Below are 25,289 nucleotides of genomic sequence, written 5' to 3' on the forward strand. Positions count from 1 at the left end.
TTTCTTTCTTCAAGAACTTCAGCGCGGATTCAGCAAGACAGGAGATCAGGCAGTGCGTGTCAACCTACCCATTTTCGACGACGAAACCCGTCTGCGCGAGGACCAGTATCTGATCTCGCGCACGGACATCCAGGGCCGCATTGTGTATGCCAATCCGGCCTTCGTGGAGGTCAGCGGTTTCGAACGCGACGAGCTGATCGGGCAGCCGCACAATATTGTGCGTCATCCCGATATGCCGTCCGAGGCGTACGAAGACCTGTGGGACACCTTGCAACGCGGACAGTCCTGGCTGGGCGTGGTGAAGAACCGGCGCAAGGACGGCGGCTATTACTGGGTGCTGGCCAACGCCACCCCCCATCGTCGAAGGCGGCGAAGTCGTAGCCTATTCTTCCGTACGCGTGCGCCCTTCCGAAGAGCAGATAGACGCCGCCGAGGCGTACTACGAGCAATTACGCCAAGGGCGGGGACGAGGTTGGCGCATCAAGGCGGGACAGGTGGTGCCGCGAGGCTGGCGCAGCGTGGTCGCGCGCATGGTTTTCCCCTTGCGCCGGGGCGCCCGTGCCCAGATGCTGCGCGCGGCGTTGCTGTCGAGTCTGTTGTTTGGTGGCCTTGCTGCCTGGATGCTGCACATGCATTGGGCCAGCCTCGATAGCGTACAGGCGGGACTCGGCGTGGCCGGTGCGCTTGCCGCAGTGGCGCTGTTGTGCACGGTGCAATGGCGTCTGGCTCGCGCCGTGCTGCGACCCCTGCGTGAGGCAGCCGACATGGCGCGCCAGGTGGCCGCTGGCAATCTCACCAGCCAGGTGTTCGCCGATACCAAGGATGAGGTCGGCAACCTGGCCTTCTCCCTGGACGTCATGCGCAAGAGCCTGATTGGCATCGCTGGCGACGTGTATCAGGGAATCGCGGGCACCACGCACGCCGCTCAAGGTATTGCCCAGGGCAACCAGCAGTTGGCGCTACGCACCAGTGATCAAAGCACATCGTTGCAGAGCACCGCCTCGAGCATGCAGCAACTGACCACGACGGTGAAACAGAACGCCGATCATGCCCGACAGGCCAACGACCTGGCTGCCAGCAGCATGGATGTCGCCCGGCGCGGCGGCGATGCGGTCGATCAGGTCGTGCACACCATGCATGGCATTTCCGACAGCTCGCGCCGCATTGCCGACATCGTGAACATCATCGAAGGTATCGCGTTTCAGACCAACATACTGGCCCTCAACGCAGCGATTGAAGCCGCTCGTGCGGGCGAGTCCGGAAAAGGATTCGCCGTGGTTGCCGGCGAAGTGCGCAGCCTCGCTCAGAAAAGTGCCCAGGCCGCGCGCGAGATCAAGGATTTGATAGGCGAGTCGGTCCACCGTGTGGCAGAAGGTTCGGCGCAGGCCGAACAGGCGGGCGATACCATGCACGAGATTGTCGACGCCGTGCGCAGGGTCACGGACATCATCGGTGAAATCTCGGTGGCGTCGCAGCAACAGGCCAGCGGCATCGAGCAGATGGAGCACGCCGTGGCCGAAATGGATGGCATGACCGACAAAAACAGCGTTCTGGTGGAGCAACTCGGTGCAGCTGTCGTGCAGTTGAGCGGCCAGTCCGCCGCTTTGCGCGAGACGATCCAGGTATTCAGGCTGACACGCGAGACGGCAGGCAGGCGCCTGGCCTTTGAGGGGGCAACGGCGGGTTGAGCGCTGCTCTGCTCCGTGAGGGACCCGGCACACCGGGCCCCTCACGGGGTGGCGAACCCCTGCGCTACGTCGCTCATGGCTTGCAGGCCCCGCTCGAAGAGACCCTCCAGAAATGGTCCGGCATGCGGAAGCACGATCGCCAGCACCAGCAACCCAACCGTCAACATGATCGGAAAATCCACGGCGAAAACCGTTAGCTGGGGCGCTGCCCGGTTCAGAATACCCATGGCCAGATTGATGGTCAGCAGCGCGCAGACCAAGGGCAGCGACAGCAGAAGCCCGGACACAAAGACGATTCCGGCCCACTGAAGCAATACACCCAGGCCATTGCGATCCAGCATCGCCGGAGTCAGGGGCAGGATGTCGAAGCTGCGCACCAGTGCGGCCAGCATCAGCAGATGGCCGTCGAGGCTCAGAAACACGAGCATGGCGACAATGTTCAGAAAGCGAGACAGCACCGCGGTGTTGGCTCCGGTCGACGGGTCGAAGAAGGAGGCAAAAGACAGCCCCATCTGCAGGCCGACATATTCACCCGCCGTCTGAACGGCGGCAAAGACCACTCGCATGGTCAACCCCATTGCCACACCGATCAGAATCTGTTGCCCAAGCAAAAGCAGGCCCTCGTAGCTGCTGGGCGACACCGTCGGCATGGGTGGCAGCCCAAGCGCGATGGCTGCGGCGAGCATAAATGACAGGCCTATCTTCACCTTGACCGGAATGGCGGATTCAGCAAAAAGCGGCGAGGCGCCCACGAGTGCCAAAATGCGGATGAAGGGCCAGACGAATTGCCCGATCCAGCCATTGAGCTGCTCAATGGTGAAGTTGAACACGGGCGTCAGGAAATCAGCATGGGGATCCCGGAGATCAGTTGCCGGATGTAGTCGACCAGCAAGTCGATCAGCCAGGGGCCGAGTAACACCAGCACGCCACACATCGCCAGCAGTTTGGGGATGAAAGACAGTGTCATCTCGTTGATCTGGGTGGCCGCCTGGAACACACTGATGACCAGCCCGACGACCAGCGTCACCAGCAGCAGCGGCCCGGCCAGCGCCAGCGCGATCTTCATGGCCTGATAGGCCATGGTCATGACGGTGTCTGCAGTCATGGACTCGGCGCTCCTGTCATTGGTAAAAGCTCTGGGCCAGCGAGCCCAGCAGCAGATTCCAACCGTCGGCCAGCACAAACAGCATCAGCTTGAACGGCAGGGAAACCGTGACCGGAGGAACCATCATCATGCCCAAAGCCATGAGCACGCTGGCGACCACCAGGTCAATAATGAGAAAGGGGATGAAGATGGTAAAACCGATCTGGAACGCGGTCTTCAGTTCGCTGGTGATGAAGGCCGGAATCAGAATGCGCATGCGGACCTTGGACGGGTCCTCCATTTTCGGCACATTGGCCATGTTGGCAAACAGGGAGAGATCGTTCTCCCGCGTCTGATGCAACATGAAGGTGTGCAAAGGCGCACCGGCGCGTTCAACGGCCGTCTCGAATCCGATGCTGCCCGCTGACTGCGGTTCATATGCCTCGGTGTAGATTTTGTCGAACACCGGCGACATGGTGTAGAACGTCAAGAACAGCGCGATGCCGACCAGGACGTGATTGGGCGGAGAGGTGGCCGTGCCCATGGCGCTGCGCAGCAATCCCAGCACAATGATGATGCGGGTGAAGCCCGTCATCATCAGTAAGGCAGCAGGCAAGAAAGACAGCGACGTCATCAGCAGCAGGGTCTGCATGCTGAGCGAGTAAGTCTGGGAGCCGTTGGCGCCTGGCGTGGCAGTCAGCGCCGGCAGCGTCGCCTGCGCGATGGCACCGTCGGGCCACAGCGCCAGGATGCTGAGCAGGGATAATCCTGCAGCGGGCAGGCAGAAAGACAGGGCAGGCTTCATGAATGATTTAACGGCGCGTTAGCGCCTGGCCGAGCTTGAGCGCGAACGAGGTGGCGTCGGCGACGGGAAGCTCGCCCGCAGGCAGCGTGTGCAAGGTGGTGATCTGGCCGGGCGTCACGCCCAGCACGAGCCAAGTCTTATCGACCTCGACGATGATCACGCTCTGTCGCGGGCCAAGAGTCTGTGAGGCGATCTGCCACAGCAATGTCCCTTGCGCGCGGGATCCAACTCCGGCGCGGCGCGCCAGCCATCCGGCCACGAGGATGGCGGCCACGACCAGCAACAGGCCGACCACCACGCGCACGAGACTGGCTTCGTTCATGGCGGCTCAGCGGCGGCTGTTCAAGCGATTGATGCGTTCGGACGGGGTGATGATGTCGGTCAGGCGGATGCCGTACTTCTCTTCGACTACCACCACTTCACCCTGAGCGATCAGGTAGCCATTGACGAAGATGTCCATGGGCTCTCCCGCCAGGCCGTCCAGTTCGACCACCGATCCCTGGCCGAGCTGAAGCAGGTTTTTGATGGTCAGCCGGGTGCGACCAAGCTCGACGGTGAGCTGTACCGGAACATCCATCACCAGGTCGATATCGGCGGCGCCGGCGCTGGACTTCTCGCTCAGCGGCTTGAATACGGTGTGCGCGGCAGATTGGGCGGCGGGTGCTGCCTTGGGCACGGCGGCAGCCTGCTCGGCCATGGCACTGGCCCACTCATCCTGTCCTCGCAGACCATCGGCCTGGGTGGGGGTTACGCTGCGCGATTGTTCGGCCAGAGCGTCTGCCCAGTCGTCGGCCGCACTGGAAGCGGCGCCGGCGCCAGCCTGATCGGGTCGCTGGTTCGTGTCAGTCATGATCGGGTGTCTCGTTGGGTTCGTCGTGGTTGAGCATGTTGTGCACGCGTAAGGCGTACTGGCCGTTGAAGACGCCGTAGCTGCATTCCATCAGCGGTACGCCGTCGACGTGGGCGACAACGCTGTGAGGCACTTCCACGGGCAGAATGTCGCCTACTTTCAGTTGCGACAGCGCGCCGATGGTGGAGGGGATATGCGCGAATTCGGCCACCAGGTCCACATCTGCGCTGCGGACCTGGCGCGAGAGCTGCTGCGACCAGCGTTGGTCGACTTCTTCCAGGGCCGCGTCCTGCAGGGGCCGGGTGAGCAGATCACGCACCGGTTCGATCATGGAATAGGGCAGGCAGATATTCAGATCGCCACCCGTGGCGCCAAACTCGATGTGAAAGGACGACACGACAACGACTTCGTTGTCGCCCGTGATGCTGGCAAACTTGGTGTGCATCTCGGAGCGTACGTACTCGAACTCGATGGGGTAGACCGGATCCCAGGATTTACCGTAACTGTCGAGGGTGAGATTGAGCAGGCGGCGGATGATGCGCTGCTCCGTCGTGGTGAAATCACGCCCTTCGACGCGCGTGTGATAACGCCCGTCGCCACCAAAAAGGCTGTCGATCACCAGGAACACCAGGCTCGGGTCGTAGGTAAACAGCGCCGTGCCGCGCAGTGGCTTCATCTGAATCATGTTCAGATTGCTGGGCACCGGCAGGTTGCGCTCGAAATCGGCGTACTTCAGGATTTTTATCGACCCGACGGTGATGTCGGCACTGCGGCGCATGAAGTTGAGCAGCACGTGGCGCATGTTGCGCGCAAAACGCTCGTTGATGAGCTCCAGGGTCTGCATGCGTCGGCGCACGACGCGGTCCGGGAAACTCAGGTCATAGGCCCGGGTGTTATCCGCTTGATTGGCCTGCCCTTGCTTGGCGTCGCTCTCGCCGGTGACGCCGGCCAGCAGCGCATCGACTTCATCCTGAGAAAGAAATGCCTCGTAGGCCATGCTTATTGCACCACGAAGGCGGTAAACAGCACGTCGGAGACCGCCTGGCCGTCAGGCAACGGCGCGAACGGTTTGTTGATGGCGGCTTGCAGGCTTTTGGCCATGGCCTGCTTGCCGGCCAGCGACTGCACGGACTGCGGTGTCTGGGATGACATGACCATCAGAATTCGGTTGCGCACTTCGGGCATGTAGCGCTCTATGCGCTGACGAGATTGCTCGTCACCCAAGCGCAAGGTCAGGCCCACATGCATGATGCGCTCAGATTCCGCGTCATTGATCGTGACGGTGAAGGCCTCGAGCGGGAAAAAGATCGGAGCCGGTACGACTGCCGGGGGCGCCGGCGGCGGCGTGTAGGTGGTTGGCACTGGGCCGGTTGCGCCAGCCTGGCCTTGCTGCTGGCCTATGCCCAATTGCATCGCCGCCTGCAGTTGCTGCTGCTGATAGCGCGACATGAAATACCAGGTTCCCGCCACGCTGGCCACGACCACGAGTACCAGAGTCAGTAGCGCCAGCAGAGGGCGCAACAGTTTTCCTGCGCCGCCGGTGGCGCTACGGGCAGCAGGCATGGCGGGAGATTTGGATGTGGCCATCGTTTGAACAGTTCAGGCTGGGCGAAGGGATTTTTCGTTATCAGGGGAATTCTGCCCCAAGTCGCCTTGAACCAGGGGAGCGAAAAACAGGGCGAAAAGTGTGTATCTCAGCCTATTGGCGTGCAGTGCGCGGGCATCTTCAGGCGTAAGTGTTGACCAGGCCCTCGTGAGCCTGCGTGCGCAGTGCGGCCGCGCTCTCGATGACCACGGCCCCGAGTGCCTGGCGGCCGTCCTTGGCCTGCCCATGGTGGCCAGGCTGACCGGAAGACTGGCCTCCAGCCTGACCTGCCATCGCCGGGGTGCCTTGATCCCCGACATTGGTATGTCCTAGCGAAATCCCTGCCTGTGACAAGGCTTGCTGCAACTGCGGCAGCGCCGTCTCGACGGCCTGCCGCACAGCTGCATGCGCCGAGACGAAACTAGCGCTCGCCACGCCGTCGTTGATGCTCAGCGTCACGCGCAAGGGTCCCAGATCGGGCGGATCCAGGCGCAACTGGGCAGTGTGGCTGCCCTGCGCGAGATTCTCACTGAAGATCACGACCTGCCGGCTCAGTTCCTGCCCCCATTGGGTAGCGCCGACTGGCGAGCTGAGTTGCAAGCCCGTGGTCACGTCGGCCGTTGCGGTGGCCACCGGTAAGCGCGCGGGCGACAGCTCCGCCCAAGCCTGTGCCGCGTCGGTGACCGCGTGCAGCGGCGCGGCGGGGCTAGTCTCCGGGGCGGGCGGCTTGGAGGAGGTTTGGGCCTGCGGGCGCGGCTGGACGGGGGAAACCGCTTCAGCCGTCAACGCCATGTTTGGCACAGGCCGCACGGCGGCGACGTCCTGAGCGCCCTGTTGTTCATCGTCGCTTGAGCCCTTGGCGTGAGACGGCATGCGTGTTGCGGCCGGTTTGGCCGCAGCCGCCGGCTCTGCCGCTGTCGCGCCCAGCGTTCGTGCGGCCAACGTGTGCTCGATCTGCGTGTCGGCTCCTTCGGAAGAGGCGGTATTGGCCGCGGCCACACGTGCCTGAACCTCGGCGACCTGGGCGGCCAGCTCCAGCGTCTGTTGCGGCAGTGCCGGCGCGGCTGGCAGCGGCAGCGCGCCCTGACCCAGGGCAGCGGCGATGTCACTGTTATCTTGAGTACTGCCGGCATGCGGCGAGTCGCTGGTGTCGTCGTCTTGCGCTGCCGGTCGGCTGGCACACGCGGGTGCCGTATCGGCCCGATCCGATGGCATGGCCTGCGGCCGATCGTTGTTGCGCGGGCGTGTGACGGACGCCGCCTGATCGGACCCGCTGGCCTTTTGCGCATTGAGCACGCGGGCAAAGCTGTCGCTGTCGTCGCCCGTGGTCGGCGCCGGGACGCCGGCGGGCGCTGCCGATGGAGCGACCGTGGGGATGGTCAAGGCCAGGGAAGGAGGGTTCATCATCATGGCAGTCAACGTTCTACATGCCGGCTTGCCGGCGGACCAGGCGTGCGGAGATTTCATCATTGGCACGCTGTTCGCGGCGCGCCTCGGTCATGGCTCGGCTGCGCGCATCGCGCTCGGCCAACGTGTCGAAGGAGCTGAGCTTGCGTTTCTCACGCTGCCAGTCAAGACGGCCCTGCAGCAATTGCATGTCGGCCTTTTGCAAGACATTGGTCTGCTGACCGATGGCGTCATCCAGTGTGCCAATGAAACGTTGGTAATTATGGCAATCGGCAGCCGGCATGCCGGCGACCATTGCGTCCTGCAGCCGCTTGAGGTAATCCTGCCGATAGTCGTGCAGCATGGTCAATTGACGTTCGGCATTACTGCGCGCGGCATTGAGGCGGCCCAGTTCGCGGGCTGCTTCATCGGTGCTGTCCTTGGCCAGGCTGATCAGCATATCCAAAGGCAATTGGCTAGGCATGCGTATCTCCGCTTGCGAAAGTGGCGCGCAGGATTTCCACGGCATCGGCATAGCTGACGTTATCGCCGACGTTTTGTTGAAGGTAGGCTTCCAGGCGCGGGTAGCGCGCGATGGCGTCGTCGAGCTGTGGGTCAGCGCCAGGAACGTACGCACCCACGGAAATCAAATCCCGATTGCGCTGATAGCGCGAGAGCACCTGCTTGAAACGGCGCACCATATTGAATTGCTGCTGAGAGATCAGCGACGTCATGGCGCGCGATATCGAAGCTTCGATATCGATGGCGGGGTAGTGCCCAGCCTCGGCCAGCGAGCGCGACAACACCACATGGCCGTCCAGGATGGCGCGCGCCGAATCGGCGATCGGATCTTGTTGATCGTCCCCTTCGGCCAGCACCGTGTAAAACGCCGTGATGGATCCCGCCTTGCCGTTAGGTCCGGGCGCTCCCATACCGGTGCGCTCGACCAGTGCCGGTAGTTTGGCGAATACGGAGGGCGGATACCCTTTGGTTGCGGGCGGCTCCCCGATGGCCAGAGCGATCTCCCGTTGCGCCATGGCGTAACGGGTCAGCGAATCCATGATCAGCAGAACATCCTGTCCCTGATCACGAAAATGCTCGGCCAGGCGGGTCGCATAGGCAGCGCCTTGCAAACGCAGCAGCGGTGAGACGTCCGCCGGCGCGGCGACCACGACCGAGCGGGCCAGGCCTTCGGCGCCCAGATTATGCTCGATGAATTCCTTGACCTCACGCCCGCGCTCGCCAATGAGGCCTACGACGATGATGTCCGCACGCGTGTAACGCGCCATCATGCCCAGCAGTACGCTCTTGCCTACGCCGGAGCCAGCGAACAGGCCCATGCGTTGGCCGCGACCAACCGTAAGCAGGCCGTTGATGGCACGCACGCCGACATCGAGGACGGAGTCGATCGGTGCGCGGGTCAAAGGATTGATGGGATGAGCAGACAGCGGCGCCAGATCAGCACCCGTGAGCGGGCCCAGGCCGTCGAACGGGCGGCAAGCCAGAGATATCCGCCTGCGGCATCAGATACAGGGTGTGGCCGTCGAAGCCGACGACTTCGGCATCGGCCCAATGATCGTGGCCGCGCGCGATTTCGATGCGGCATGCCGCGCCCACGGGCAGCCGCAGGCCTGTGGCGTGCAGCACCAGACCGGTGGCGCGCGTGACGCGGCCGGTGGCTAGGGTGGGCTCGGTCGCCGCCGCTCGGATCGAACCGATCTGCAGCTGGGTCTGCCAGCGATCAATGGCAGGGGCGGGCTTGCTCACGCCCCATCCTCCCAGTCGCTGGCGCGGCCCAGCGATGCCACGACGCGTCGCCAACGGGTTTGCAAGGTCGCGTCGATATCCCCCAACGGAGATTCCGCGCGGCAACCCCCGCGCGTGATGGACTCGTCAGCCAGCACCCGCCAATTGCCGTCGCGCAATTCGTCGGCCAGATGCAGGCGCACGAGCTCCATATCTTGCGGATGTACCCACAGGCGTAAGATGCCGCCGGAACCGGGGGCCGGCATGCGCAGAACTTCGCGTACGGCCTCAAGCATGCTTTGCGGCTGCTCGGCCAGGGTCGTGCGCAGAATCTGCCCGGCGATGTCCAAGGACAGCGTCAAGAGCGCCTGGCCCATGGTTTCTTCCAATTGCTGCAATGAATGGGCAGTCGCCGCGCTGAGCGCAGCCAGTTGCAGCCCTTCCTGCCGGGCCTGCTCGCGCCCCTCGGCCAGACCCGCGGAATAACCCGCCTGATGGCCCGTCTTCCAGCCTTGCTCCTGGCCGCTTTCGAGGCCAGCGGCCAAGCCCGCTTCGTGGCCGCGTGCGTAGCCGTCCTCGCGTCCCTGCGCCTCGGCCTCGGCGCGCCATTGCTGCTTGAGCGTCTCCGGGTCCGGGCCTGGATCCACGGTTGCGGGGGCGGGTTCGGGTTCAGGCTGGGGAAGGTCAAACGAGGTCATCTGCCAACGACGCCAGGCATCCGTGGTCAGCGCACCGTGGGCGCGCGTGTCAGACATAACTGTCCTCGCCCTGGCTGCCAAGCGTGATCTGCCCGCTTTCGGCCAGACGACGCGCGATCTGCAGAATCTTCTTCTGTTCGCCCTCGACCTTGGACATGCGAATCGGTCCCTGGGCATCGAGGTCTTCGCGCAGCGTTTCAGCGGCGCGGCTGGACATGTTGCGCAGAAATTTGGCGCGCAGCTCCTCGGTGGCGCCTTTGAGCGCGACCATGAGCGTGTCGTTGTCGATTTCTTTGAGGATGAGCTGGATGCCGCGGTCTTCGACGTCGATGAGGTTGTCGAAGACGAACATCTCGTCGACGATCTTCTGCGCCAGATCGGCGTCGCGTTCGCGCAGGCTCTCGACGACGGATTCTTCCTGGTTCGAGTTCATCATGTTCAGAATCTCGGCGGCCGTGCGCACCCCTCCCATCTTGCTGCGCTTGGCGCCCTGGCCGGCCAGCACGGAATTGAGCACTTCAGTCAGTTCGGACAGCGCCGCAGGCTGCACCCCGCCGAACGTGGCGATACGCAGCATGACTTCATTGCGCAGACGATCGGGCAGCATGCTCAGTACGCCGGCGGCGCGGTCGCGCTCCAGGTGGACGAGTATGGTGGCGACGATCTGCGGATGCTCGTCGCCGATGAGCTCGGCGACGGTGTGCGGGTCGAGCCAGTTCAGCGCGTCAATGCCGCTGCCGCTGTCGCCGGCCTCGAGAATGTCTTCGATCAGGCCGGCTGCGCGGTCGCTACCCAGGGCCTTGGTCAAGACGGTACGGATATAGTCATCAGAACCCAGGGTGACCGCCATGAACTGGTCGGCTTCCTGGCGAAACTCTTCCAGCACCCCGGCCACGTCGCCGCGCGTGACTTGCTTGAGCGTGGCCATGGCCGCGCCCACCTGCTGCACTTCCCGGGCCGTCAGGTACTTGAAGACTTCGGCGGCGGCATCCTCGCCCAGGGACATCAGCAACACGGCGCTGCGCGTCATGCCGTCGAGCGGCTTGGCATCACTTTTCATCTTTCGTCATCCAGGCGCGCAACACCATGGCCACGGCGCGCGGATCCTTGGTGGCCATTTCGCGGGCGCGTTGCAGATTGTCTTCGTAGCGGTTGACTTCCTTGGCGCGCGCGGTGGCAAGCGCCTCGCGCTCGGCTTCGGCGCGCGAGGCGGCAGCCTCTTCGGGGCTGACCTGCGGATAGAAGTATCCCGTGATCACCGGCCGTATCTTGCGATACAGCCACAGGGCGATCAGGAGGCCGAATACCCAGCCCAGCGCCGTCTTGACCATGGCGAGGAGCTCGGGATCGCGCCACATCGGAACGACAGGCGGGCTGTCGTTGAACTGGCTGTTGACCACGTTCAAGGAGTCGCCTCGAGGCTCGGAGTAGCCCATGGCTTCACGTACAAAATTGGTCAGCTTATTGAGTTCCTCGGGCGGCAGCGCCTGAGGATCACCATCCTTTCCAGGTAGATAATTGACGACCACAGCGACCGACAACCGCTTGAGTTGGCCGACGGGCTGCTTGACATGGCTGATCGTTCGATCGACTTCATAGTTGGTGGTGGCGTCGCGCCGCTCGCTGCCGGGAGCCTGTTGCTGCGCCTGGGTGCCGGTGGCGCTCTGTGTCGGCGATGGCTGACGTGGCGGCTGAGGGGCGGGGTTGGTGACCGGAGCCTGAACGCCGGCGGGTGGCTGATTGCTCAGCGCGCCAGGCACGCCGCTGGCCGCCGTGTTGCCGATCTGCCGAGAGTCGCTGGTCTGCTGGCTGCGCACGGCTGCCTGCCCCGGTTCCTGGTTCGGGCGGTAGCTTTCGGACGTTTCCTCACGGCGGGCGAAGTCCATTTCAGCGCTGGCCTGCACATGGACATTACCTGGGCCGACCAGAGGGTTGAGGATGGTCAGGATACGTTCTACCGTGCGCTGCTCGACTTCGCGCACCAGACGCATCTGATCGGCGTCCATGCCGCGGCCTTCCCCTGCCGGGGACGATAGCAGCCGCCCGTTCTGATCGACGATGGAGACATTGTCGGCAGCCAGATCCGGCACACTGGATGCCACCAGCCACGAGATCGCGGAAACCTGCGCCTGGGCAAGGCTGCGCCCAGGTTGCAGGGTCAGCAGTACCGAAGCGGTCGGCGGTTGTCGATCCCGCACAAACAGAGATTGGCGCGGCAATGCCAGGTGCACGCGGGCGTGCTGCACGGAATGCATGGCTTCGATGGAGCGCGCCAGCTCGCCTTCCAGGCCGCGTTGGTAATTGATCTGCTCGGCAAATTGGCTGGCGCCGAACCGCGCATTGTCCATCAGTTCAAAGCCCACCGAACCGCCTTTTGGCAAGCCCTGACTGGCCAGTTGCATGCGCGCGTCGTAGACCCGGTTGCCAGGCACGAGAATCGCCGTGCCGTTGTCGCTGAAGCGGTACGGGACGTTCATCTGGCCCAAGGCGTTGACGATGGCGCCGCCATCGCGATCGTCCAGGTTCGAGAACAACACCTTGTAATCCGGCTCCCGGCTCCAGAGCGAGACTGCCACCACGATGGCGATCAACGCTGCAGCGCCCGCCAGCAAGAGCGGCTTGGGCAGAGCGCGCGCCTTCGCCAGAAACGGATACCTGGCCAAAAGGGTGCTGCTCAGACTGGCTTGCTGGTTCATGGGCGGCTCCCGCAGGCTACGCGGAGCGGAGGGCAGGACAGCATGGACGGGGTAGGCAAAATGCACGCGAGGGCTATGGGAGGCTGGATTATGGCGGGTCAGCCTGTAAACCCAAGCGTCGAAAACAAGCGTTTTTTGGCGCCTTTTGCCTCTTATGTAGCCGGTTCAGGGGCAAGCGGCGAACTACGCCGGTTTTTGGCGTCTTTTGGGCGCAATGGCCGCGACGTCGAGCCGTTAGGCTTTCGCATATCGTGTCTCGCCCCGAGCAAGGATTGAATATGTCGGTTTCCGGCGTCTCCGGTATCGAAAACATGCTGGAACAGATGCGCGCCGTAATGCGCGCCGCACAGAGTGGTTCGGCGGGTTCCGCCGAGCTGTCGCCCGCGACTGCCCCGGCCAGCTTTGCCGCAGCGTTGCAGAACTCCATCCGCAACGTCTCCAACGCACAGAACGCGGCGACCGTTCAGGCCAAAGCCTTCGAGCTCGGCGCGCCCGATGTGTCGCTCAACGATGTCATGATCGATCTTCAGAAAGCCAGCCTCGGCTTTCAGATGACGGTGCAGGTGCGCAACCGCTTGGTCGCCGCCTACAAAGAAATTTCGTCGATGTCGATCTGAGGCAGAGCTCAGGCCGGCCTGTCCAGGGGGGTCTCCCGGCGCAGCAGTGCCGGAAACTCAGAGACCATGCCCACGCTGGCATCAGAGAAATTCAGTATGGTCGGGCGGCCCGCCTCGAACTGCAGGTGGCTGCCGTCGCCGACCGATATCAGAATCTCGACGGTCAAACTGCCGCTCATGAATGGCGCGCCGCCGGGCATGACGGTTGCCTGTTGCGGGTCGTGCGGGCGCCAGAAGATCAAGCCGGCCTGCCAGTCCGTGCCAAGCAGTTTGATGGGCCAACTGCGGCCCTGACCATCCCGTGCCTGCGCGGCATTGCCCGGGTGAATGACTTCTTTCAGAATGTCCATGATCTGCTGCGTATCGCGCAGCAGTTCGGTGTGATTCAGGGGCGGCGAAGCAGAGGGATTAGGCATGCGAGTGAGAGGCGGCGGTTGCAGGCAGTTCCCGGGCTTCGAGACGGTATAGCCAGGCAAGCAATTCGGCGACCGCGGTATACAACTGCGGGGGGATGTGGGAGTCTAGGTCGACCTGCATCAGCAGGCCGACCAGTTCCGGGGATTCGTGAACATATAGACCATGCTCTTTGGCTGTGCGGACGATCGTGTCGGCCAATTGTCCATAGCCTTTGGCCACCACGCGCGGGGCACCATCGTTCTCATCGTAGCGTAGCGCAACCGAAGCGGTGCGCGAGGAATCTTCGGGTTGGGTCATGCGTCGGATAGCAGGAAGTCGGTTGTCTGGAAACGTTCCGGGTCGACCGCCTGCACGCTCAGGTCACTGAGGGTCAGGCCAGCGCCTGATAGCTGTTGACGCAATGTCTTTGCCTCGTGCTTGAGCTCGGTGGCACTTTGGGGCGCCGTCAGTTGCAGCACCAATTGTGAACCGGCCAGCGAAAGACGGACGTCGATCTCGCCCAGGCGCGGCAGATGCAGCACCAGCCGGCTGGACCAATAGACGGCGTTGTTGGCCAGGATCTCTAACTGCTGGCGGACCAGGGTATTGGTTTGCGAGTGCAGACCGCCTATCGGAGCGCCCGGATCTTGCGCGCGGGCGGTGTCAGCCTCGGCGCTGAGGGTCAGGACGGCCGAAGCGGACGCCTGGGCCGTGTGTGCGGGGGCGGGCGATGCGGCGGGCGCGGAGTAGGCGGGAGCGGCGGGCAGATTAGCCTGCGGCTCATCGCGCAGCGTCTGAGGCGTGCGTTGTCCATAGACCATCTCGGTCAGATGGGACTCGTAAAACAACCCGCTCGTCTGCAGGCTGGCTTTCAACGCCTGTGCGAACAGTGCGGCCGCCGGCTGGCTGCTGGCCGGTGGGCCCTGGACTCCGGAGGCTGCCGGCGCGGGTTTGGCGCCGGACTCACGGGGTTGGTCGGTTTCTGGCTGGGAAATCCGTGGCGCACTGACAGACGGCTCGCGCGCCGCACCGCCGGCGGCATTCTCCGCGGCTTGCGGCGGTGTCCACAGCGCGCTCGCACTTTGCACGGCGGGGGCGGCATTCGGATACTGGGCCAGCAGGGAAAGAATGATGCGCGCGGTGTTTCCCAGTGTCGTAGGTGCAGAGGCCGTGGTGTCGTTGCGGGTAACCAGGCCGCGGGCGGCCAGCGCCAGCGCGGCGGCCGTCTTCGCATCGACGGCGGCCGCCTGGCGGTCGGCTTTACCGCCCGCGCCATCGATCTGGCCTCTCGGATCGCGAGTCGCATCGTCGGTCTGGCCCGTGCGGGCGGCCTGTCCGGGTTGGCCGACAGCATCCGGGCGGGCGCCCGTCAGGGTGTTGGCATGCGCGGCCATCGTCGTGCCCAGCACGGCATCGAGACGCTGCACGAGCACGTTACCCAGAGCAGGCGGGCCTATGCTCATGCGCTGCGCGCCTTGCCACCATAAGTGGCCAGCAGGGATTGCTGCCGTTTCATGCGTCCCAGAAGATCGCCCAACCGAGCCAGTTGGGGCAGGGCGAGATCGCGCACGGCCGCGTCGTTCTCCAGTATGCGTACCAGCAGCTCATACTTCATGGCGCGTGACGCGTCGTCCAGTGGCGAGGCGGGCTCCAAGCCGCGCAGCTGCTCGACCAGCTCGATGTATTGACGACCCAGGTCCAGCACTTGGGTCCAGTCCTCATCTTGAGCGAACACCAGCATCTCGCCTGTCACGGAGGCGATGTCCTGATACAAATCGAGAACGGGGGCTTGCTGCATGAGAGCCGTCATGGATGTCTCGCGGTCAAAGCAAAAGGCAAAAGAGAGAAAGGCGGCGCTCAGGCCGAGGCGCCAGCGGGGGAAGGGTCTACCGAGCTTTCCCACGCGGAAGCCAGGTCGGCCAGAAGACGATCCGCGACATCGAGCTGGGCGGCGTCGGCGTGCAGATTGGCCCTGAGCAGGGTGCGCGTGACGAAGTCGTAGAGCTCGGAGAGGTTGAGGGCCAGTTCGCCGCCCGCCTCCAGGTTGAGCCCTTGTTTCAAGCCTTCGTCGACGATGCGCGTGGCCTTGGAAATGGCCTGGCCGCGTTCGGCGACGCGACCTGCCTCGAGATGAAGCCTGGCCTGGGCGATCGCGGCGCGCGCGCCGCGATACAGCAGAGTAATGAGGCGCTCGGGGGCGGCGCTCAAGACCTCGGTTTCCAGGCCTATGTCCTGATAGGAGCGGGCAGATTGGTAGCCCGTTGGGCGGCGCACGGCATAAGTCATGATTTACAACGCTAGTCGGAGGACGAGGTCAGGGCCGCGAACTGCTGGGTCAGGTATTCGCTGGTGCTCTTGAGTTGCACGACCAGGGCGTCAAGTTTGACGAACTGGGTGCGATAGTTGGCCATGGTCGCTTCGATCTGGCTCTCGGTGGAGTCGTACTGCTTCTGCAGATTCTCGAGCGTTTTGCTCAGGCCGTCGGTCCGGGTCTTGATCGACCCGTTGGTGCCCAGCATCTTGTCTGTCGCTGCCGCCATCTTGGACGCCACGCCGTTGGTGCCGGCAAATACCCACAGCACGTCGTTGGGGTTCTGGCTCAGGGCCTTGTTGAATTTCTCGCTATCGAGGCTGAGTTGGCCGGTCGAAGAATTGATCGAGATTCCCAGTTGACCCAGGTTCTGTACGTTGCCTTCGCCGGTGGCGACCTGCAAGGCGGCGGCCACAGCAGACTGGATGTTGCGTGCCGTACCGTCGCCGGTCAGGGCGCTTTGCGTCTCGTCGTCGACATTGAAGGCCGTCAGATCGGAGATGGTCGTCTGCAGCGAGTTGTAGGCATTGATGAAAGATTGCACCAGTGTGGTGATCTTGCTGCTGTCCTGGGAGATTGTCAGCGTCGCGCCATTGCCGTCGGCCGCCGTGACGGCCGTCAGATTCAGCGTGATACCGTCGATCGCCGTGGTCACTGTGTTGGTCTGACTGACGATGGAAATGCCGTTGATGGTCAACTGGGCGTCGTTGGCCGCGGCAAGCACGGTCATCGGCGAACTGCTGTCGGTGGCGTCGTACTTGAACGTCGCAGCCAGCGTGTCGTTACCCGTGACCGCGATCTTGCTGACGGCTGCCTTGGTGCCTTGGGTGTTGGAGGAGACCATCAGGTAGTAATTGTCGTTGCCATCGTTGACCACGGTGGCGCTCAGGCCCAGCGAGTCCTCGCCATTGATGGCCTTGACAATGCCGTTGAGCGACGTGTCGGATCCCAGGGTAACGGACTTTTCCGTGCCATCGATGGTGAACGTCATGGTGCCGCCCGTGCCCATGCTCTCGACACGACTGCTGTAGGCCTGAGTTTGCAGGGATTGCGCCGTGGCCAGCTTGGAAACCTTGATGTTGTAGGTGCCCGCGGTCGCGCCGGTTCCAATGCTGGAAGTCACGCCGTCGCCCGTCACCTTATTGGTGAGGATGTTAGACCCCGTCATGCCGCTCAGGTCGGAGGCGGCTTTCTGCAAGGCTTCCACCGCGCTCTGGACCTTGCCATAGGCCGAGATGCGGGTCTGCGCACTGGTTTTCTGGTTGGTAATCAGCGTCAGCCGCTGTTCTTCGGCGGCTTGCAGTTTGTCCAGCGTGTAAGCGGCAAACCGGATGAGCCGAGCGACGAGATGGTGGCCATTATTGGGTACTCCTTGCTAGCGAAACGATTCTGTCAAAGATTGTTGCTGCCTTAAGCGCCGGGCAACGGCATAAGGGCGGGCTAATTCGGGGTTTATGCCTGTTCGCACCAAAATGGTGCGGCCTGGCGTCGCATCAGGCCGTCGTCTCCACGGTATTTCCCTGCAACGTCACGATCGTCTTGGCGTATCGCATGACGGCCTCCGAAGGGATGGTGCGCAGCACCTCACCGCTTTCGGCGTCGCGTACGGATATGACGATCCGATTCAAGTCCGGATCCATCTCAAATTGCAGTTCCGTCGACCACGCCTGCAGTTGCTGATTGATCTCCTGCAGCGCCAAGTCGGCCGAAGCCGTCTGGCGTGGTGCGTCGGCGGCCGGGTCATCGACGGCATCCCGGTCAGTGTTCGCTCCGGGCAGCAGGGCGGCCTGATCGACAGAGGGCGCCGCGCCAGCCGCGGAGGGCGTCTGGACCTGCGGGACGAGGTTGATGGGGCGGATTGGCATCTTCACTCCAGCATGCGGGGCGGCGGGATCGCGGTCGCTCGACAATGGCAGATGCACATCATCGCTTGGGTAAAAATCTCAGCTACCATAACGGCAGGCTGAACAATAACTTTAGGCCGTACCTCTTTCCTTTCACATTCAGCTTGGCAATGAGTGTCAAAACCGCCCTTCGCGTGATCGAGATCATCGAGACGTATGCCCGTGAAAAGCGGGCGTTGTCCCTGTCGGAGATGGCGCGCCTGCTTGATGTGCCGGTCTCGAGCTGCCTGGCGCTCATCCGCACGTTGGCCGAGCTGGGCTACCTCTATGAAACCGGGCGGCGCCAGGGGTATTACCCAACCGGCCGCCTGCTGGCCATGGCGCAGCGCATCGCGCGCGCCGATCCTGTGCTGGATCGTGTGTATCCGAGCCTGCTCGAACTGCGAGAGGCCACTCGGGAAACCATCGTTTTTGCCAAACTTGATGCGTTGTCTCGCGTGGTCTATCTTGAGGTTCTGGATTCGCCGCACACCATCAGATATGCTCCGGTTGCCGGCGAGTTCCGCGAGGTTCACGCCAATTCACTGGGTAAAGCGCTGCTTTCGCAATTGCCGCCCGAGCAACGAACCGGCCTGTTGACCCGCACGCCGCTCACACGCTTTAATGCGCGCACGCTGGTCGAGCCAGATGCCGTCGAGGCAGATCTGCAGCAATCGCGCCAGCGGGGATGGTTTTCCAATATCAGCGAATCCATTCCCGACGTGGGCGCAATTGCCTGGCCGCTCAGCCTTTCGGGCGAGAACTACTCGATTTCGGTGGGCGGTCCCGTCTATCGCATCGAACCGCAGCAAGCCGCCTATGCCAGCATTCTGCGGTCGGCCTGCACCGCCCTGGAGCAGAACCACTGAGGTTCCTAATAGGATTTGGGCAGTCCGAGCACCTTTTCCGCGATAAAGCACATGATGAGTTGCGGGCTGACCGGCGCGATGCGCGGAATATAGCTTTCCCGTAACAGGCGCTCGACGTGGTATTCCTTGGCATAGCCCATGCCGCCCAGCGTCAAGACGGCTGTCTGGCAGGCGTTGTGGCCAGCTTCCGCAGCCAGATACTTCGCGCTGTTGGCATACGGGGCGCAGGGTTTTCCGGCGTCATACAGGCTGGCGGCCTTGAACACCATCAGATCGGCGGCTTCCAGTTGCATCCAGGCCTGAGCCAGAGGGTGTTGTATGCCCTGGTTCTGCCCGATGGGGCGACCGAACACCACCCGTTCGCCGGCGTATTGCACCGCCCGTTTCAGCGCCGCCCTGCCGATGCCCACCGCTTCTGCCGCGATGAGGATACGCTCGGGATTCAGGCCATGCAGGATGTACTCGAAACCTCGGCCTTCTTCACCGATGCGATCCTCCAAGGGGATGCGTAATCCGTCGATGAACAACATGTTCGAGTCCACGGCCTTGCGGCCCATCTTGTCGATTTCGCGCACTTCGACCCGCTCGCGATCCAGGTCGGTATAGAAAAGCGTCAAGCCTTGCGTCGGTTTGGACACCTCGGCCAGCGGCGTCGTGCGCGCCAGCAGCAGCATTTTGTGCGCTACCTGCGCGGTAGAGATCCATATCTTGCGACCGTGCACGACATAATGGTCCCCCTGGCGTTCGGCGCGGGTTTGCAGGTGCGTGGTGTCCAGTCCCGCGTCGGGCTCGGTGACAGCAAAACAGGCTTTTTGTTGGCCGGCAATCAGGGGTGGAAGCCAGCGTTGGCGTTGCGCGGCATCGCCAAAGACCACCACGGGATTCAAGCCGAAGATATTCATGTGCACGGCCGAGGCGCCCGCAAACCCGGCCCCACAGGCCGCAATGGTCTGCATCATCAGCGCCGCTTCGGTCATCCCCAGACCCGCGCCGCCGAACTCGGACGGCATGGCAATGCCGAGCCATCCATCGCTGGCCAATGCCGCGTGAAAGTCGTGCGGAAAGCCGCCGACCTGGTCGCGTTCGAGCCAATAGTCATCGGAGAAGCGTTCGCATACGTGGGCGACCGCGTCGCGCACCGCCACTTGGTCTGCAGAGAATTCAAAGTCCATCAGGGTTGTCCATCCAGGGATGCGTGTTGTGCCATCAAGGCGTCTATGGTTGCTTCGTCCAGGCCTGCCTCGCGCAAGAGCTCGCGGCTGTGTTGTCCCAGGCGCGGGGCGCTGCGCCGCAGCGAGGCCGGGGTTCGGGCGTAGTGGCCCAGAGGGGCCGTGGTGCGCAGCCGGCCCTCGGAAGGGTGGTCGACTTCGCGAACGAATCCCGTCTGGAGCAGGTGCGGATCGGCGATCAGATCCTCCATGCCGTACAGGCGCGAGGCAGGGATGTCGGCGGCGTCCAGGTCCCTGAGCCAACTGGCGCTGTCGCGGGTGCCGATCACCTCGGCGACAAAGGCATACACCGCTGCGATGTGGCGGGCGCGTGCCGTGTGGTCGCAGAATCGCGGGTCATCATTGAGTTCAGGCTGGCCGATCAGGCGAAAGAAATTGCGCCAATGCTTGTCGTTGTAAATGAGCAGGCAGATATAGCCATCGGTCGTGGCATAGGGACGTCGATGCGGCGCCAGCAGACGCGCGTAACCCGGCGGCCCCAGAGGAGGCTTGAAGGTGTGGCCGCCGAGGTGATCGCCCAGCACCATGTGCGCCATGCCCTCGAACATGGGGATCTCGATAGCCTGGCCCTGGCCGTCTGCGCGTGCCCGCAGAATACCGGACAGCAGGGCAATGGCGACGTGCAGCCCGACGCTGCGATCGGCCAGCGTCAGCGGCGCGTAACGTGGCAGCTCGCCACTTTGCCGGGCGGCCAGATCGGCAATACCTGTCTGGCCCTGGATGAGGTCGTCGTAGGCTGGGCGCCCGGCATAAGGGCCGCTTTCGCTAAAGCCGTAGGCGCCGACGTAGACAAGGGCCGGATTGCGCGCGGCCACCGCCTCGTAACCCAATCCCAGGCGTGCCATGGCCTGGGGGCGGATGTTGTAGAGCAGGGCATCGCAGCCCTCGGCCAGTTTCAGGCAGGCGTCACGGCCTGCTTCCTGTTTGAGATCCAGCACGATGGAGCGCTTGTTGCGATTCAGGTGCAGGTAGAGGTGACCCATGCCTGGGTTGCGCATGGGACCGACCGCCCGCATGTTGTCGCCCGTTGGCAACTCGACTTTGATGATGTCTGCTCCAAGATCACCCAGAACCTGAGTGGCATACGGTCCCATGACGACCGAGCTCAGATCGAGGATGCGGACTCCTGTCAGTGGACCTGTTGCGGCGTCTGGCGTCATTGAGCGTCGATCCCGGCGTCGCGGATGAGCTGGCCCCATAGATCCCGCTGCGTGGAGACGAAGGCGCTGAAGTCCTGCGGTGTACCCGAGAACGCGTCAAAGCCCAGGCCAGCGAGCTTCTGCTTGACCGCGGGGTCGCGCACGATTTCGTTGATGGCTGAATTCAGGCGTTGCACGACCTCGGCTGGCAGCCCGGCGGGTCCAAAATAGCCATTCCACGAGTTCAGGTCGAAGTCTGCCACGCCGGCCTCTTTCATCGAAGGCAGTTGGGGCACGATGGCGCTGTGCTCGGCCGTCGAGACGGCCAGCGGCCGCAGTTGGCCCGACTGCACGAACGGCAGGCCCGAGGCCAGGTCTGTGAACATGAAGTCCACCTGGCCTCCTACCACATCGGTCATTGCCTGTGGCGTCCCTTTGTAAGGGACGTGGAGGAGGTCGATGCCAGCGCGCCGGGCCAGCGTGGCGCCCGCCACAATGCCCGTGCTGTTGCCGCTGGCATAGGTCACCTTTCCGGGATTCTTATGGGCATAGTCGATCAACTCCTGAACGGTCTTGTAAGGCCGCTTCGGATTGGCCACCAAGATGAAGGGCAGATTCCCTCCGCGAGCGATGGCGGTGAAGTCCTTGACCGGGTCGTAGGGCACCTGCTTCATCAGAAACGGCGCGGCCGAGTGCGAGGTGTTGGTCGTGACAAAGAGCGTACAGCCATCGGGTTTGGCCCGCGCCACGTAATTGGCGGCGATGGTGGCGTTGGCTCCGGGCTTGTTTTCCACCACGATCTGCTGGCCCAGCCGGTTGCCCAGCTCCATGGCAAAAATCCGGCCTACCGCATCCGTGCCGGAACCCGCAGGGAACGGAACGACCAGGGTGATGGGTTTGTCGGGATAGGCGGCGGCCGGTTGCCCAATGGCCGTTGCGGCCAGGCATAGCGTTGCCATCAGTTGCGGCAATTTCATGGTTTTGTCTCCTTGGGGGCGCGTGAGGTCAGCCGCGGATGACGCGGTCAGGGCGCTCTTCGTAGGGCGGGGTGTAAATGACCAGCAGGCGGGCGGGTTGCTCGCTGGTGACGGTAAACAGGTGCGGAATGTCGGCGGGGAAATAACAGCAGTCACCGGCCTGCATTTCGGCGCTCTCCTCACCGACCTGCGCGCGCGCCGTGCCTTCGAGCAGATAACAGACCTGTTCAATGCCGGGGTGGGCATGGGGCAGGGCGCCGCTGCCCTGTTCGATGGTGCCCAGTAACACTTCTACCTGCCGGGAGCCGACCGTCCGAGGGCTGATCAGGCGGCGGTTGGTCGTGCCCGTGTGATTGGCGGGGTGGTAGGCGATGGCGTCGCTCTCGCGCATCAGCCACTTCGGTTTGGCTTGCATCACGTCTCCTGGAAATTCTTATTTGTGAATTTAGTTTCACATATGAGAAAAATAGCAGCAAGCCCCGAGGCTGTTGCGCGCGAGCCATTCCCCTGCGGCGCACCCGGGTAAATACCGAGACGTCCCTGCTAAAATGACGGTTGTCTTACTCCCGTGTCCGCCATGCTCCCTCGTCCAGACGCCACAGCCGGCCTTGCCGACTGGCTGCACTACCTAGAGTCCCTGCACGCCAAGACTATCGATCTCGGGCTGGAGCGCGTCAAAGCCGTCGCCGAGCGGCTGGCGCTGCACCTGGATGCGGTGACGTTTACCGTCGGGGGCACCAACGGCAAAGGCTCAACCTGTGCCATGCTCGAGGCCATTCTCCTGGCGGCGGGCTACCGCGTTGGCCTCTATACCTCGCCGCATCTGATCGATTTCAACGAGCGCGCACGCGTCAATGGCGAGATTGCCTCTGATGCCGCGCTCATTGAGCAGTTCGTGGCGGTCGAAGCCGCACGCGGTGACACCAGCCTGACATACTTTGAATTCACCACGCTGGCCATTCTGCGACTGTTCTCACAGGCCAAGCTCGATGCTGTGGTGCTCGAAGTGGGGCTGGGCGGCAGGCTGGATGCGGTCAACATCATCGATGCGGATGTGGCCATCGTCACCAGCGTGGACCTGGACCACATGGATTACCTCGGTGACACGCGCGAGAAGATCGGTTTTGAAAAAGCCCATATTTATCGCGCAGGTCGGCCGGCCATCTGCAGTGATCCCGTGCCAGTGCAAAGTCTGCTCGATCACGCGGCCGCCATAGGCGCGGACCTGCGGCTGTTCGGCCGTGATTTCAATTATTCGGGCGATCGCCAGCAATGGGCTTATGGCGGCCGGGACGTGCGCCGCAGTTCGTTGGGATACCCGGCGCTGCGCGGTGCCAATCAATTGCTCAACGCCTCGGCCGCGCTGGCCGCGCTGGAGGCGGTGCGTATGCGACTCCCGGTACCCCAGCAGGCAGTGCGTCTGGGGCTGTTGCAAGCCAACCTGCCCGGCCGCTTTCAGATTCTGCCAGGGCAGCCGACGGTCATTCTGGACGTCGCGCACAATCCGCATGCGGCGGCCGTATTGGCGCAGAATCTGGACAACATGGGTTTTCACCCGTATACGCATGCCGTTTTCGGTATGCTCAGCGACAAGGATCTTCCCGGGGTCGTGGCCAAGCTCGCAGGCCGCATCGACCACTGGTATTGCGCCGGATTGCCGGGCGCGCGCGGCAGCGACGGCGCGACCCTTGCCGCGCAATTGCGGCAGGCCCTGCCAGCCTCGCCGGCAGGCGCCGAAGCCCCTACCATCACCGCCTATGACAGCCCCGCGCAAGCCTATGCCGCTGCGCGCGGCAAGGCAGGTGAGGGTGATAGAATCGTAGTGTTTGGGTCATTCCTTACGGTTGCCGGCGTTTTGCAGGCATTGGGCCGCAAGGTATAGACCACGCAACGGCCATGCCTCGCCACCATGACCATGGGCGTAGGCCCTTCGCCAGCAACCGCGGGTTCGTGTGCAGCGGGATGGTTCCCGCCGTGCCGCTCGCCAGGATGTGAGTTCCATGGGTTTGTTCACACGCAAAGATTCCGCCTCTGAATCCTCGCCCTCCCGGCCGCGCCCGTCGGTCTCCAGCGAGGCCCAGGCGGCCGAGTTGCGGGGCCGCGCGCGGCGCCGTCTGGCCGGAGCGGTCGCTCTGGTGCTGGCCGCAGTCATTGTTTTGCCCATGATGCTCGATTCGGAGCCGGTGCCCGTCTCCGATGACATCCCCGTCCGCATTCCGGATCGCAACAGTCCCTATCAGCCCAACGTATCCGAGCCGGTTGCCGTGCCGCAGACACCGGCCTCGCCTGCGCCGCCAGCCGATACGGCTCCAGCGCCTGCCGCCGCGCCGGATGCTACCGTGCCGCCGCCCGAGGCCGTCGCGCAAGTGCCTGCCGTGCCGCCTCCCGTGGCGGCCACCACGCCTCCGCCCCGACCGCTGGACGCGCTCAAACCGGTCGAGAAACCGGCGCTGGTCAAACCTGCGGACAAGCCCAAGAACGAGAGCGGTTCGCGCTCCGATGATGGCGCGCGCGCGCTCGCCTTGCTGGAAGGTCGCACGCCGGCGCCGGCTGCGGCCAAACCGGTAGCCAAGCCGGCGGCCAAGGGCAACTTTGTCCTTCAAGTCGCGTCATATACCACTCAGACCGATGCTCGGGAGCGGCGCGGCAAACTTCATCAGGCGGGTGTAACCAACGCCTTTGTCGAACAGGCCACGATCAGTGGCAAACAGCAGTACCGCTTGCGTGTCGGGCCATTCCCTTCGCGCGAAGCGGCCCAGGCGGCGCAGGCGCGTTTGCGTACCCTGGGTTATGACAACGGCTTCATTGCTGCCCAGTGACTGGCTTCGACTTCGTCGTAATGACGATATTGGCCGTCTCCGGCATCTTGGGGCTGGTTCGCGGACTGCTCAAGGAAATGCTTTCGTTGGCGGCCTATCTGCTGGCTTTCGCTGCCGCGATCTGGTGGGGCCCTACGGTCTATACCTGGCTGCAAGCCTATATCGAGACCAGCGTGCTGCGCATGGGTGTGTCGTACGCGGCGGTCTTCATCATCGTGCTGCTGGCCGTGGGGCTGGTAAACATGACATTGAGCGCGCTGATCCGCAGCACCGGGCTATCTCCGGCGGATCACGGGCTCGGTGCAGTGTTTGGTTTGGCTCGCGGCCTGCTCATGATCGTCGTGCTGGTTGCCCTGGCCGGGTACACGCCACTACCCGAAGAAACCTGGTGGAAGGATGCGATGTTTTCGCATTCGGCGACCGAAGCCGTCAGGCAGCTAAAGGCGGCATTGCCACCGTCGCTGGCAACCTGGCTGCCATATTGAATCATTGATCGTTTTACCGTTTTATA

At 63.3% G+C, this 25,289-nt stretch carries 28 protein-coding genes and 2 pseudogenes; 6 read left to right on the forward strand and 24 right to left on the reverse strand.

The features are described 5' to 3' along the window. The first annotated feature begins 52 nt into the window (after positions 1-52). Positions 53-1,688, forward strand: a pseudogene (locus tag LK440_RS07070) (methyl-accepting chemotaxis protein). Positions 1,689-1,729: 41 nt separating this feature from the next. Here the strand turns inward: LK440_RS07070 and fliR are convergent. The 13 genes and pseudogenes from fliR to fliF form a co-directional block, all read right to left on the reverse strand. Beyond that, positions 1,730-2,518: a flagellar biosynthetic protein FliR gene (fliR, locus tag LK440_RS07075; RefSeq protein WP_005013976.1), complete on the reverse strand. Its 789-nt coding sequence runs from the start codon at positions 2,516-2,518 to the stop codon at positions 1,730-1,732. Positions 2,519-2,523: 5 nt separating this feature from the next. Next, a complete protein-coding gene (fliQ, locus tag LK440_RS07080) occupies positions 2,524-2,793 on the reverse strand; it encodes a flagellar biosynthesis protein FliQ (protein WP_005013973.1) in 270 nt (89 codons plus the stop codon). Between the two features lie 16 nt (positions 2,794-2,809). Continuing rightward, entirely contained in the window at positions 2,810-3,577 is a 768-nt protein-coding gene (gene fliP, locus LK440_RS07085; RefSeq protein WP_005013972.1) for a flagellar type III secretion system pore protein FliP, read from the reverse strand. A 7-nt stretch (positions 3,578-3,584) separates the two neighbouring features. Then, complete coding sequence (gene fliO / locus LK440_RS07090; RefSeq protein WP_005013971.1) at positions 3,585-3,899, reverse strand: flagellar biosynthetic protein FliO; 315 nt, start codon at positions 3,897-3,899, stop codon at positions 3,585-3,587. A 6-nt stretch (positions 3,900-3,905) separates the two neighbouring features. Beyond that, positions 3,906-4,427 carry a flagellar motor switch protein FliN gene (gene fliN / locus LK440_RS07095; RefSeq protein ID WP_005013970.1) on the reverse strand — a complete coding sequence of 174 codons (522 nt, stop codon included), beginning with the start codon at positions 4,425-4,427 and terminating at the stop codon, positions 3,906-3,908. Beyond that, positions 4,420-5,424, reverse strand: coding sequence for a flagellar motor switch protein FliM (fliM, locus tag LK440_RS07100; protein WP_005013969.1), 1,005 nt, complete (start codon positions 5,422-5,424; stop codon positions 4,420-4,422). Before fliM ends, fliN begins: the two co-directional genes overlap by 8 nt. Before the next feature lie 2 nt (positions 5,425-5,426). Beyond that, on the reverse strand, positions 5,427-6,014 hold the full coding sequence (locus tag LK440_RS07105; RefSeq protein ID WP_005013968.1) for a flagellar basal body-associated FliL family protein: 588 nt from the start codon (positions 6,012-6,014) through the stop codon (positions 5,427-5,429). Positions 6,015-6,153: 139 nt separating this feature from the next. Continuing rightward, positions 6,154-7,422: a flagellar hook-length control protein FliK gene (locus LK440_RS07110; protein WP_005013967.1), complete on the reverse strand. Its 1,269-nt coding sequence runs from the start codon at positions 7,420-7,422 to the stop codon at positions 6,154-6,156. A gap of 13 nt (positions 7,423-7,435) precedes the next feature. After that, positions 7,436-7,882 (reverse strand): flagellar export protein FliJ, encoded by a 447-nt coding sequence (fliJ, locus tag LK440_RS07115; protein ID WP_005013966.1) that lies wholly within the window; start codon positions 7,880-7,882, stop codon positions 7,436-7,438. Next, positions 7,875-9,180: pseudogene (locus tag LK440_RS07120) on the reverse strand (FliI/YscN family ATPase). The gene fliJ and the pseudogene LK440_RS07120 overlap by 8 nt, the downstream one beginning before the upstream one ends. Continuing rightward, complete coding sequence (gene fliH, locus LK440_RS07125; protein WP_005013965.1) at positions 9,162-9,899, reverse strand: flagellar assembly protein FliH; 738 nt, start codon at positions 9,897-9,899, stop codon at positions 9,162-9,164. Before fliH ends, LK440_RS07120 begins: the two are co-directional and overlap by 19 nt. After that, on the reverse strand, positions 9,892-10,902 hold the full coding sequence (gene fliG, locus LK440_RS07130) for a flagellar motor switch protein FliG (RefSeq protein ID WP_005013964.1): 1,011 nt from the start codon (positions 10,900-10,902) through the stop codon (positions 9,892-9,894). Before fliG ends, fliH begins: the two co-directional genes overlap by 8 nt. Beyond that, on the reverse strand, positions 10,892-12,538 hold the full coding sequence (fliF, locus tag LK440_RS07135; RefSeq protein ID WP_005013961.1) for a flagellar basal-body MS-ring/collar protein FliF: 1,647 nt from the start codon (positions 12,536-12,538) through the stop codon (positions 10,892-10,894). Before fliF ends, fliG begins: the two co-directional genes overlap by 11 nt. Before the next feature lie 278 nt (positions 12,539-12,816). On the opposite strand from fliF, the gene fliE reads away from it, so the two are divergent. Beyond that, a complete protein-coding gene (fliE, locus tag LK440_RS07140; protein WP_005013960.1) occupies positions 12,817-13,155 on the forward strand; it encodes a flagellar hook-basal body complex protein FliE in 339 nt (112 codons plus the stop codon). An 8-nt stretch (positions 13,156-13,163) separates the two neighbouring features. Here the strand turns inward: fliE and LK440_RS07145 are convergent, their stop codons facing one another. From LK440_RS07145 to LK440_RS07175, 7 genes are all read right to left on the reverse strand, one after another. Next, on the reverse strand, positions 13,164-13,571 hold the full coding sequence (locus tag LK440_RS07145; RefSeq protein ID WP_005013959.1) for a hypothetical protein: 408 nt from the start codon (positions 13,569-13,571) through the stop codon (positions 13,164-13,166). Beyond that, a complete protein-coding gene (locus LK440_RS07150; protein WP_005013958.1) occupies positions 13,564-13,869 on the reverse strand; it encodes an EscU/YscU/HrcU family type III secretion system export apparatus switch protein in 306 nt (101 codons plus the stop codon). The genes LK440_RS07145 and LK440_RS07150 overlap by 8 nt, the downstream gene beginning before the upstream one ends. After that, positions 13,866-15,014 (reverse strand): flagellar hook-length control protein FliK, encoded by a 1,149-nt coding sequence (gene fliK, locus LK440_RS07155; RefSeq protein ID WP_005013957.1) that lies wholly within the window; start codon positions 15,012-15,014, stop codon positions 13,866-13,868. Before fliK ends, LK440_RS07150 begins: the two co-directional genes overlap by 4 nt. After that, a complete protein-coding gene (locus LK440_RS07160) occupies positions 15,011-15,361 on the reverse strand; it encodes a flagellar protein FliT (RefSeq protein WP_017685369.1) in 351 nt (116 codons plus the stop codon). Before LK440_RS07160 ends, fliK begins: the two co-directional genes overlap by 4 nt. A 47-nt stretch (positions 15,362-15,408) precedes the next feature. Beyond that, the gene (gene fliS, locus LK440_RS07165; RefSeq protein ID WP_005013955.1) at positions 15,409-15,837 is read right to left on the reverse strand and encodes a flagellar export chaperone FliS; all 429 of its coding nucleotides are present in this window, start codon (positions 15,835-15,837) and stop codon (positions 15,409-15,411) included. An 11-nt stretch (positions 15,838-15,848) separates the two neighbouring features. Continuing rightward, positions 15,849-17,195 (reverse strand): flagellar filament capping protein FliD, encoded by a 1,347-nt coding sequence (fliD, locus tag LK440_RS07170; protein ID WP_322745865.1) that lies wholly within the window; start codon positions 17,193-17,195, stop codon positions 15,849-15,851. A gap of 160 nt (positions 17,196-17,355) precedes the next feature. Beyond that, positions 17,356-17,727 carry a flagellar protein FlaG gene (locus tag LK440_RS07175; protein WP_005013953.1) on the reverse strand — a complete coding sequence of 124 codons (372 nt, stop codon included), beginning with the start codon at positions 17,725-17,727 and terminating at the stop codon, positions 17,356-17,358. A 149-nt stretch (positions 17,728-17,876) separates the two neighbouring features. Between LK440_RS07175 and LK440_RS07180 the strand changes: the two genes are divergently transcribed. Further along, positions 17,877-18,614, forward strand: a complete 738-nt coding sequence (locus LK440_RS07180) for an IclR family transcriptional regulator (RefSeq protein WP_017685370.1) — start codon at positions 17,877-17,879, stop codon at positions 18,612-18,614. Between the two features lie 5 nt (positions 18,615-18,619). On the opposite strand, the gene LK440_RS07185 is transcribed toward LK440_RS07180, so the two are convergent. Genes LK440_RS07185 through LK440_RS07200 form a run of 4 tightly spaced genes read right to left on the reverse strand, consistent with a single transcriptional unit; the run spans position 18,620 to position 22,374 of the window. Further along, positions 18,620-19,786 carry an acyl-CoA dehydrogenase family protein gene (locus LK440_RS07185; RefSeq protein WP_005013951.1) on the reverse strand — a complete coding sequence of 389 codons (1,167 nt, stop codon included), beginning with the start codon at positions 19,784-19,786 and terminating at the stop codon, positions 18,620-18,622. Beyond that, on the reverse strand, positions 19,786-21,003 hold the full coding sequence (locus LK440_RS07190; protein WP_005013948.1) for a CaiB/BaiF CoA transferase family protein: 1,218 nt from the start codon (positions 21,001-21,003) through the stop codon (positions 19,786-19,788). The genes LK440_RS07185 and LK440_RS07190 overlap by 1 nt, the downstream gene beginning before the upstream one ends. Then, complete coding sequence (locus LK440_RS07195; protein WP_005013947.1) at positions 21,000-21,959, reverse strand: Bug family tripartite tricarboxylate transporter substrate binding protein; 960 nt, start codon at positions 21,957-21,959, stop codon at positions 21,000-21,002. The genes LK440_RS07190 and LK440_RS07195 overlap by 4 nt, the downstream gene beginning before the upstream one ends. Positions 21,960-21,987: 28 nt before the next feature. Further along, positions 21,988-22,374, reverse strand: a complete 387-nt coding sequence (locus LK440_RS07200; protein ID WP_005013946.1) for a cupin domain-containing protein — start codon at positions 22,372-22,374, stop codon at positions 21,988-21,990. A 162-nt stretch (positions 22,375-22,536) separates the two neighbouring features. On the opposite strand from LK440_RS07200, the gene folC reads away from it, so the two are divergent. The 3 genes from folC (at position 22,537) to LK440_RS07215 (ending at position 25,263) form a co-directional block, all read left to right on the forward strand. Then, entirely contained in the window at positions 22,537-23,841 is a 1,305-nt protein-coding gene (gene folC / locus LK440_RS07205; protein WP_005013944.1) for a bifunctional tetrahydrofolate synthase/dihydrofolate synthase, read from the forward strand. A 118-nt stretch (positions 23,842-23,959) separates the two neighbouring features. Continuing rightward, positions 23,960-24,778, forward strand: a complete 819-nt coding sequence (locus LK440_RS07210; protein WP_005013940.1) for an SPOR domain-containing protein — start codon at positions 23,960-23,962, stop codon at positions 24,776-24,778. Then, complete coding sequence (locus LK440_RS07215) at positions 24,775-25,263, forward strand: CvpA family protein (protein WP_005013937.1); 489 nt, start codon at positions 24,775-24,777, stop codon at positions 25,261-25,263. Before LK440_RS07210 ends, LK440_RS07215 begins: the two co-directional genes overlap by 4 nt. The last annotated feature ends 26 nt before the right edge of the window (positions 25,264-25,289 follow it).

The organism is Bordetella holmesii, from assembly GCF_020735985.1.
GTDB lineage: Bacteria > Pseudomonadota > Gammaproteobacteria > Burkholderiales > Burkholderiaceae_B > Bordetella > Bordetella holmesii.

Coding starts and splice junctions, on each gene's coding strand:
- fliO (WP_005013971.1), bottom strand. CDS start 3,899: ATGAACGAAGCCAGTCTCGTGCGCGTGGTGGTCGGCCTGTTGCTGGTC.
- fliF (WP_005013961.1), bottom strand. CDS start 12,538: ATGAACCAGCAAGCCAGTCTGAGCAGCACCCTTTTGGCCAGGTATCCG.
- LK440_RS07175 (WP_005013953.1), bottom strand. CDS start 17,727: ATGCCAATCCGCCCCATCAACCTCGTCCCGCAGGTCCAGACGCCCTCC.
- LK440_RS07210 (WP_005013940.1), top strand. CDS start 23,960: ATGGGTTTGTTCACACGCAAAGATTCCGCCTCTGAATCCTCGCCCTCC.
- LK440_RS07180 (WP_017685370.1), top strand. CDS start 17,877: ATGAGTGTCAAAACCGCCCTTCGCGTGATCGAGATCATCGAGACGTAT.
- LK440_RS07195 (WP_005013947.1), bottom strand. CDS start 21,959: ATGAAATTGCCGCAACTGATGGCAACGCTATGCCTGGCCGCAACGGCC.
- fliN (WP_005013970.1), bottom strand. CDS start 4,427: ATGACTGACACGAACCAGCGACCCGATCAGGCTGGCGCCGGCGCCGCT.
- fliP (WP_005013972.1), bottom strand. CDS start 3,577: ATGAAGCCTGCCCTGTCTTTCTGCCTGCCCGCTGCAGGATTATCCCTG.
- LK440_RS07105 (WP_005013968.1), bottom strand. CDS start 6,014: ATGGCCACATCCAAATCTCCCGCCATGCCTGCTGCCCGTAGCGCCACC.
- fliQ (WP_005013973.1), bottom strand. CDS start 2,793: ATGACTGCAGACACCGTCATGACCATGGCCTATCAGGCCATGAAGATC.
- LK440_RS07110 (WP_005013967.1), bottom strand. CDS start 7,422: ATGATGATGAACCCTCCTTCCCTGGCCTTGACCATCCCCACGGTCGCT.
- fliG (WP_005013964.1), bottom strand. CDS start 10,902: ATGAAAAGTGATGCCAAGCCGCTCGACGGCATGACGCGCAGCGCCGTG.
- LK440_RS07190 (WP_005013948.1), bottom strand. CDS start 21,003: ATGACGCCAGACGCCGCAACAGGTCCACTGACAGGAGTCCGCATCCTC.
- fliM (WP_005013969.1), bottom strand. CDS start 5,424: ATGGCCTACGAGGCATTTCTTTCTCAGGATGAAGTCGATGCGCTGCTG.
- fliE (WP_005013960.1), top strand. CDS start 12,817: ATGTCGGTTTCCGGCGTCTCCGGTATCGAAAACATGCTGGAACAGATG.
- LK440_RS07185 (WP_005013951.1), bottom strand. CDS start 19,786: ATGGACTTTGAATTCTCTGCAGACCAAGTGGCGGTGCGCGACGCGGTC.
- LK440_RS07200 (WP_005013946.1), bottom strand. CDS start 22,374: ATGCAAGCCAAACCGAAGTGGCTGATGCGCGAGAGCGACGCCATCGCC.
- fliH (WP_005013965.1), bottom strand. CDS start 9,899: ATGTCTGACACGCGCGCCCACGGTGCGCTGACCACGGATGCCTGGCGT.
- fliK (WP_005013957.1), bottom strand. CDS start 15,014: ATGAGCATAGGCCCGCCTGCTCTGGGTAACGTGCTCGTGCAGCGTCTC.
- LK440_RS07150 (WP_005013958.1), bottom strand. CDS start 13,869: ATGACCCAACCCGAAGATTCCTCGCGCACCGCTTCGGTTGCGCTACGC.
- LK440_RS07145 (WP_005013959.1), bottom strand. CDS start 13,571: ATGCCTAATCCCTCTGCTTCGCCGCCCCTGAATCACACCGAACTGCTG.
- folC (WP_005013944.1), top strand. CDS start 22,537: ATGCTCCCTCGTCCAGACGCCACAGCCGGCCTTGCCGACTGGCTGCAC.
- fliJ (WP_005013966.1), bottom strand. CDS start 7,882: ATGCCTAGCCAATTGCCTTTGGATATGCTGATCAGCCTGGCCAAGGAC.
- fliS (WP_005013955.1), bottom strand. CDS start 15,837: ATGACTTATGCCGTGCGCCGCCCAACGGGCTACCAATCTGCCCGCTCC.
- LK440_RS07160 (WP_017685369.1), bottom strand. CDS start 15,361: ATGACGGCTCTCATGCAGCAAGCCCCCGTTCTCGATTTGTATCAGGAC.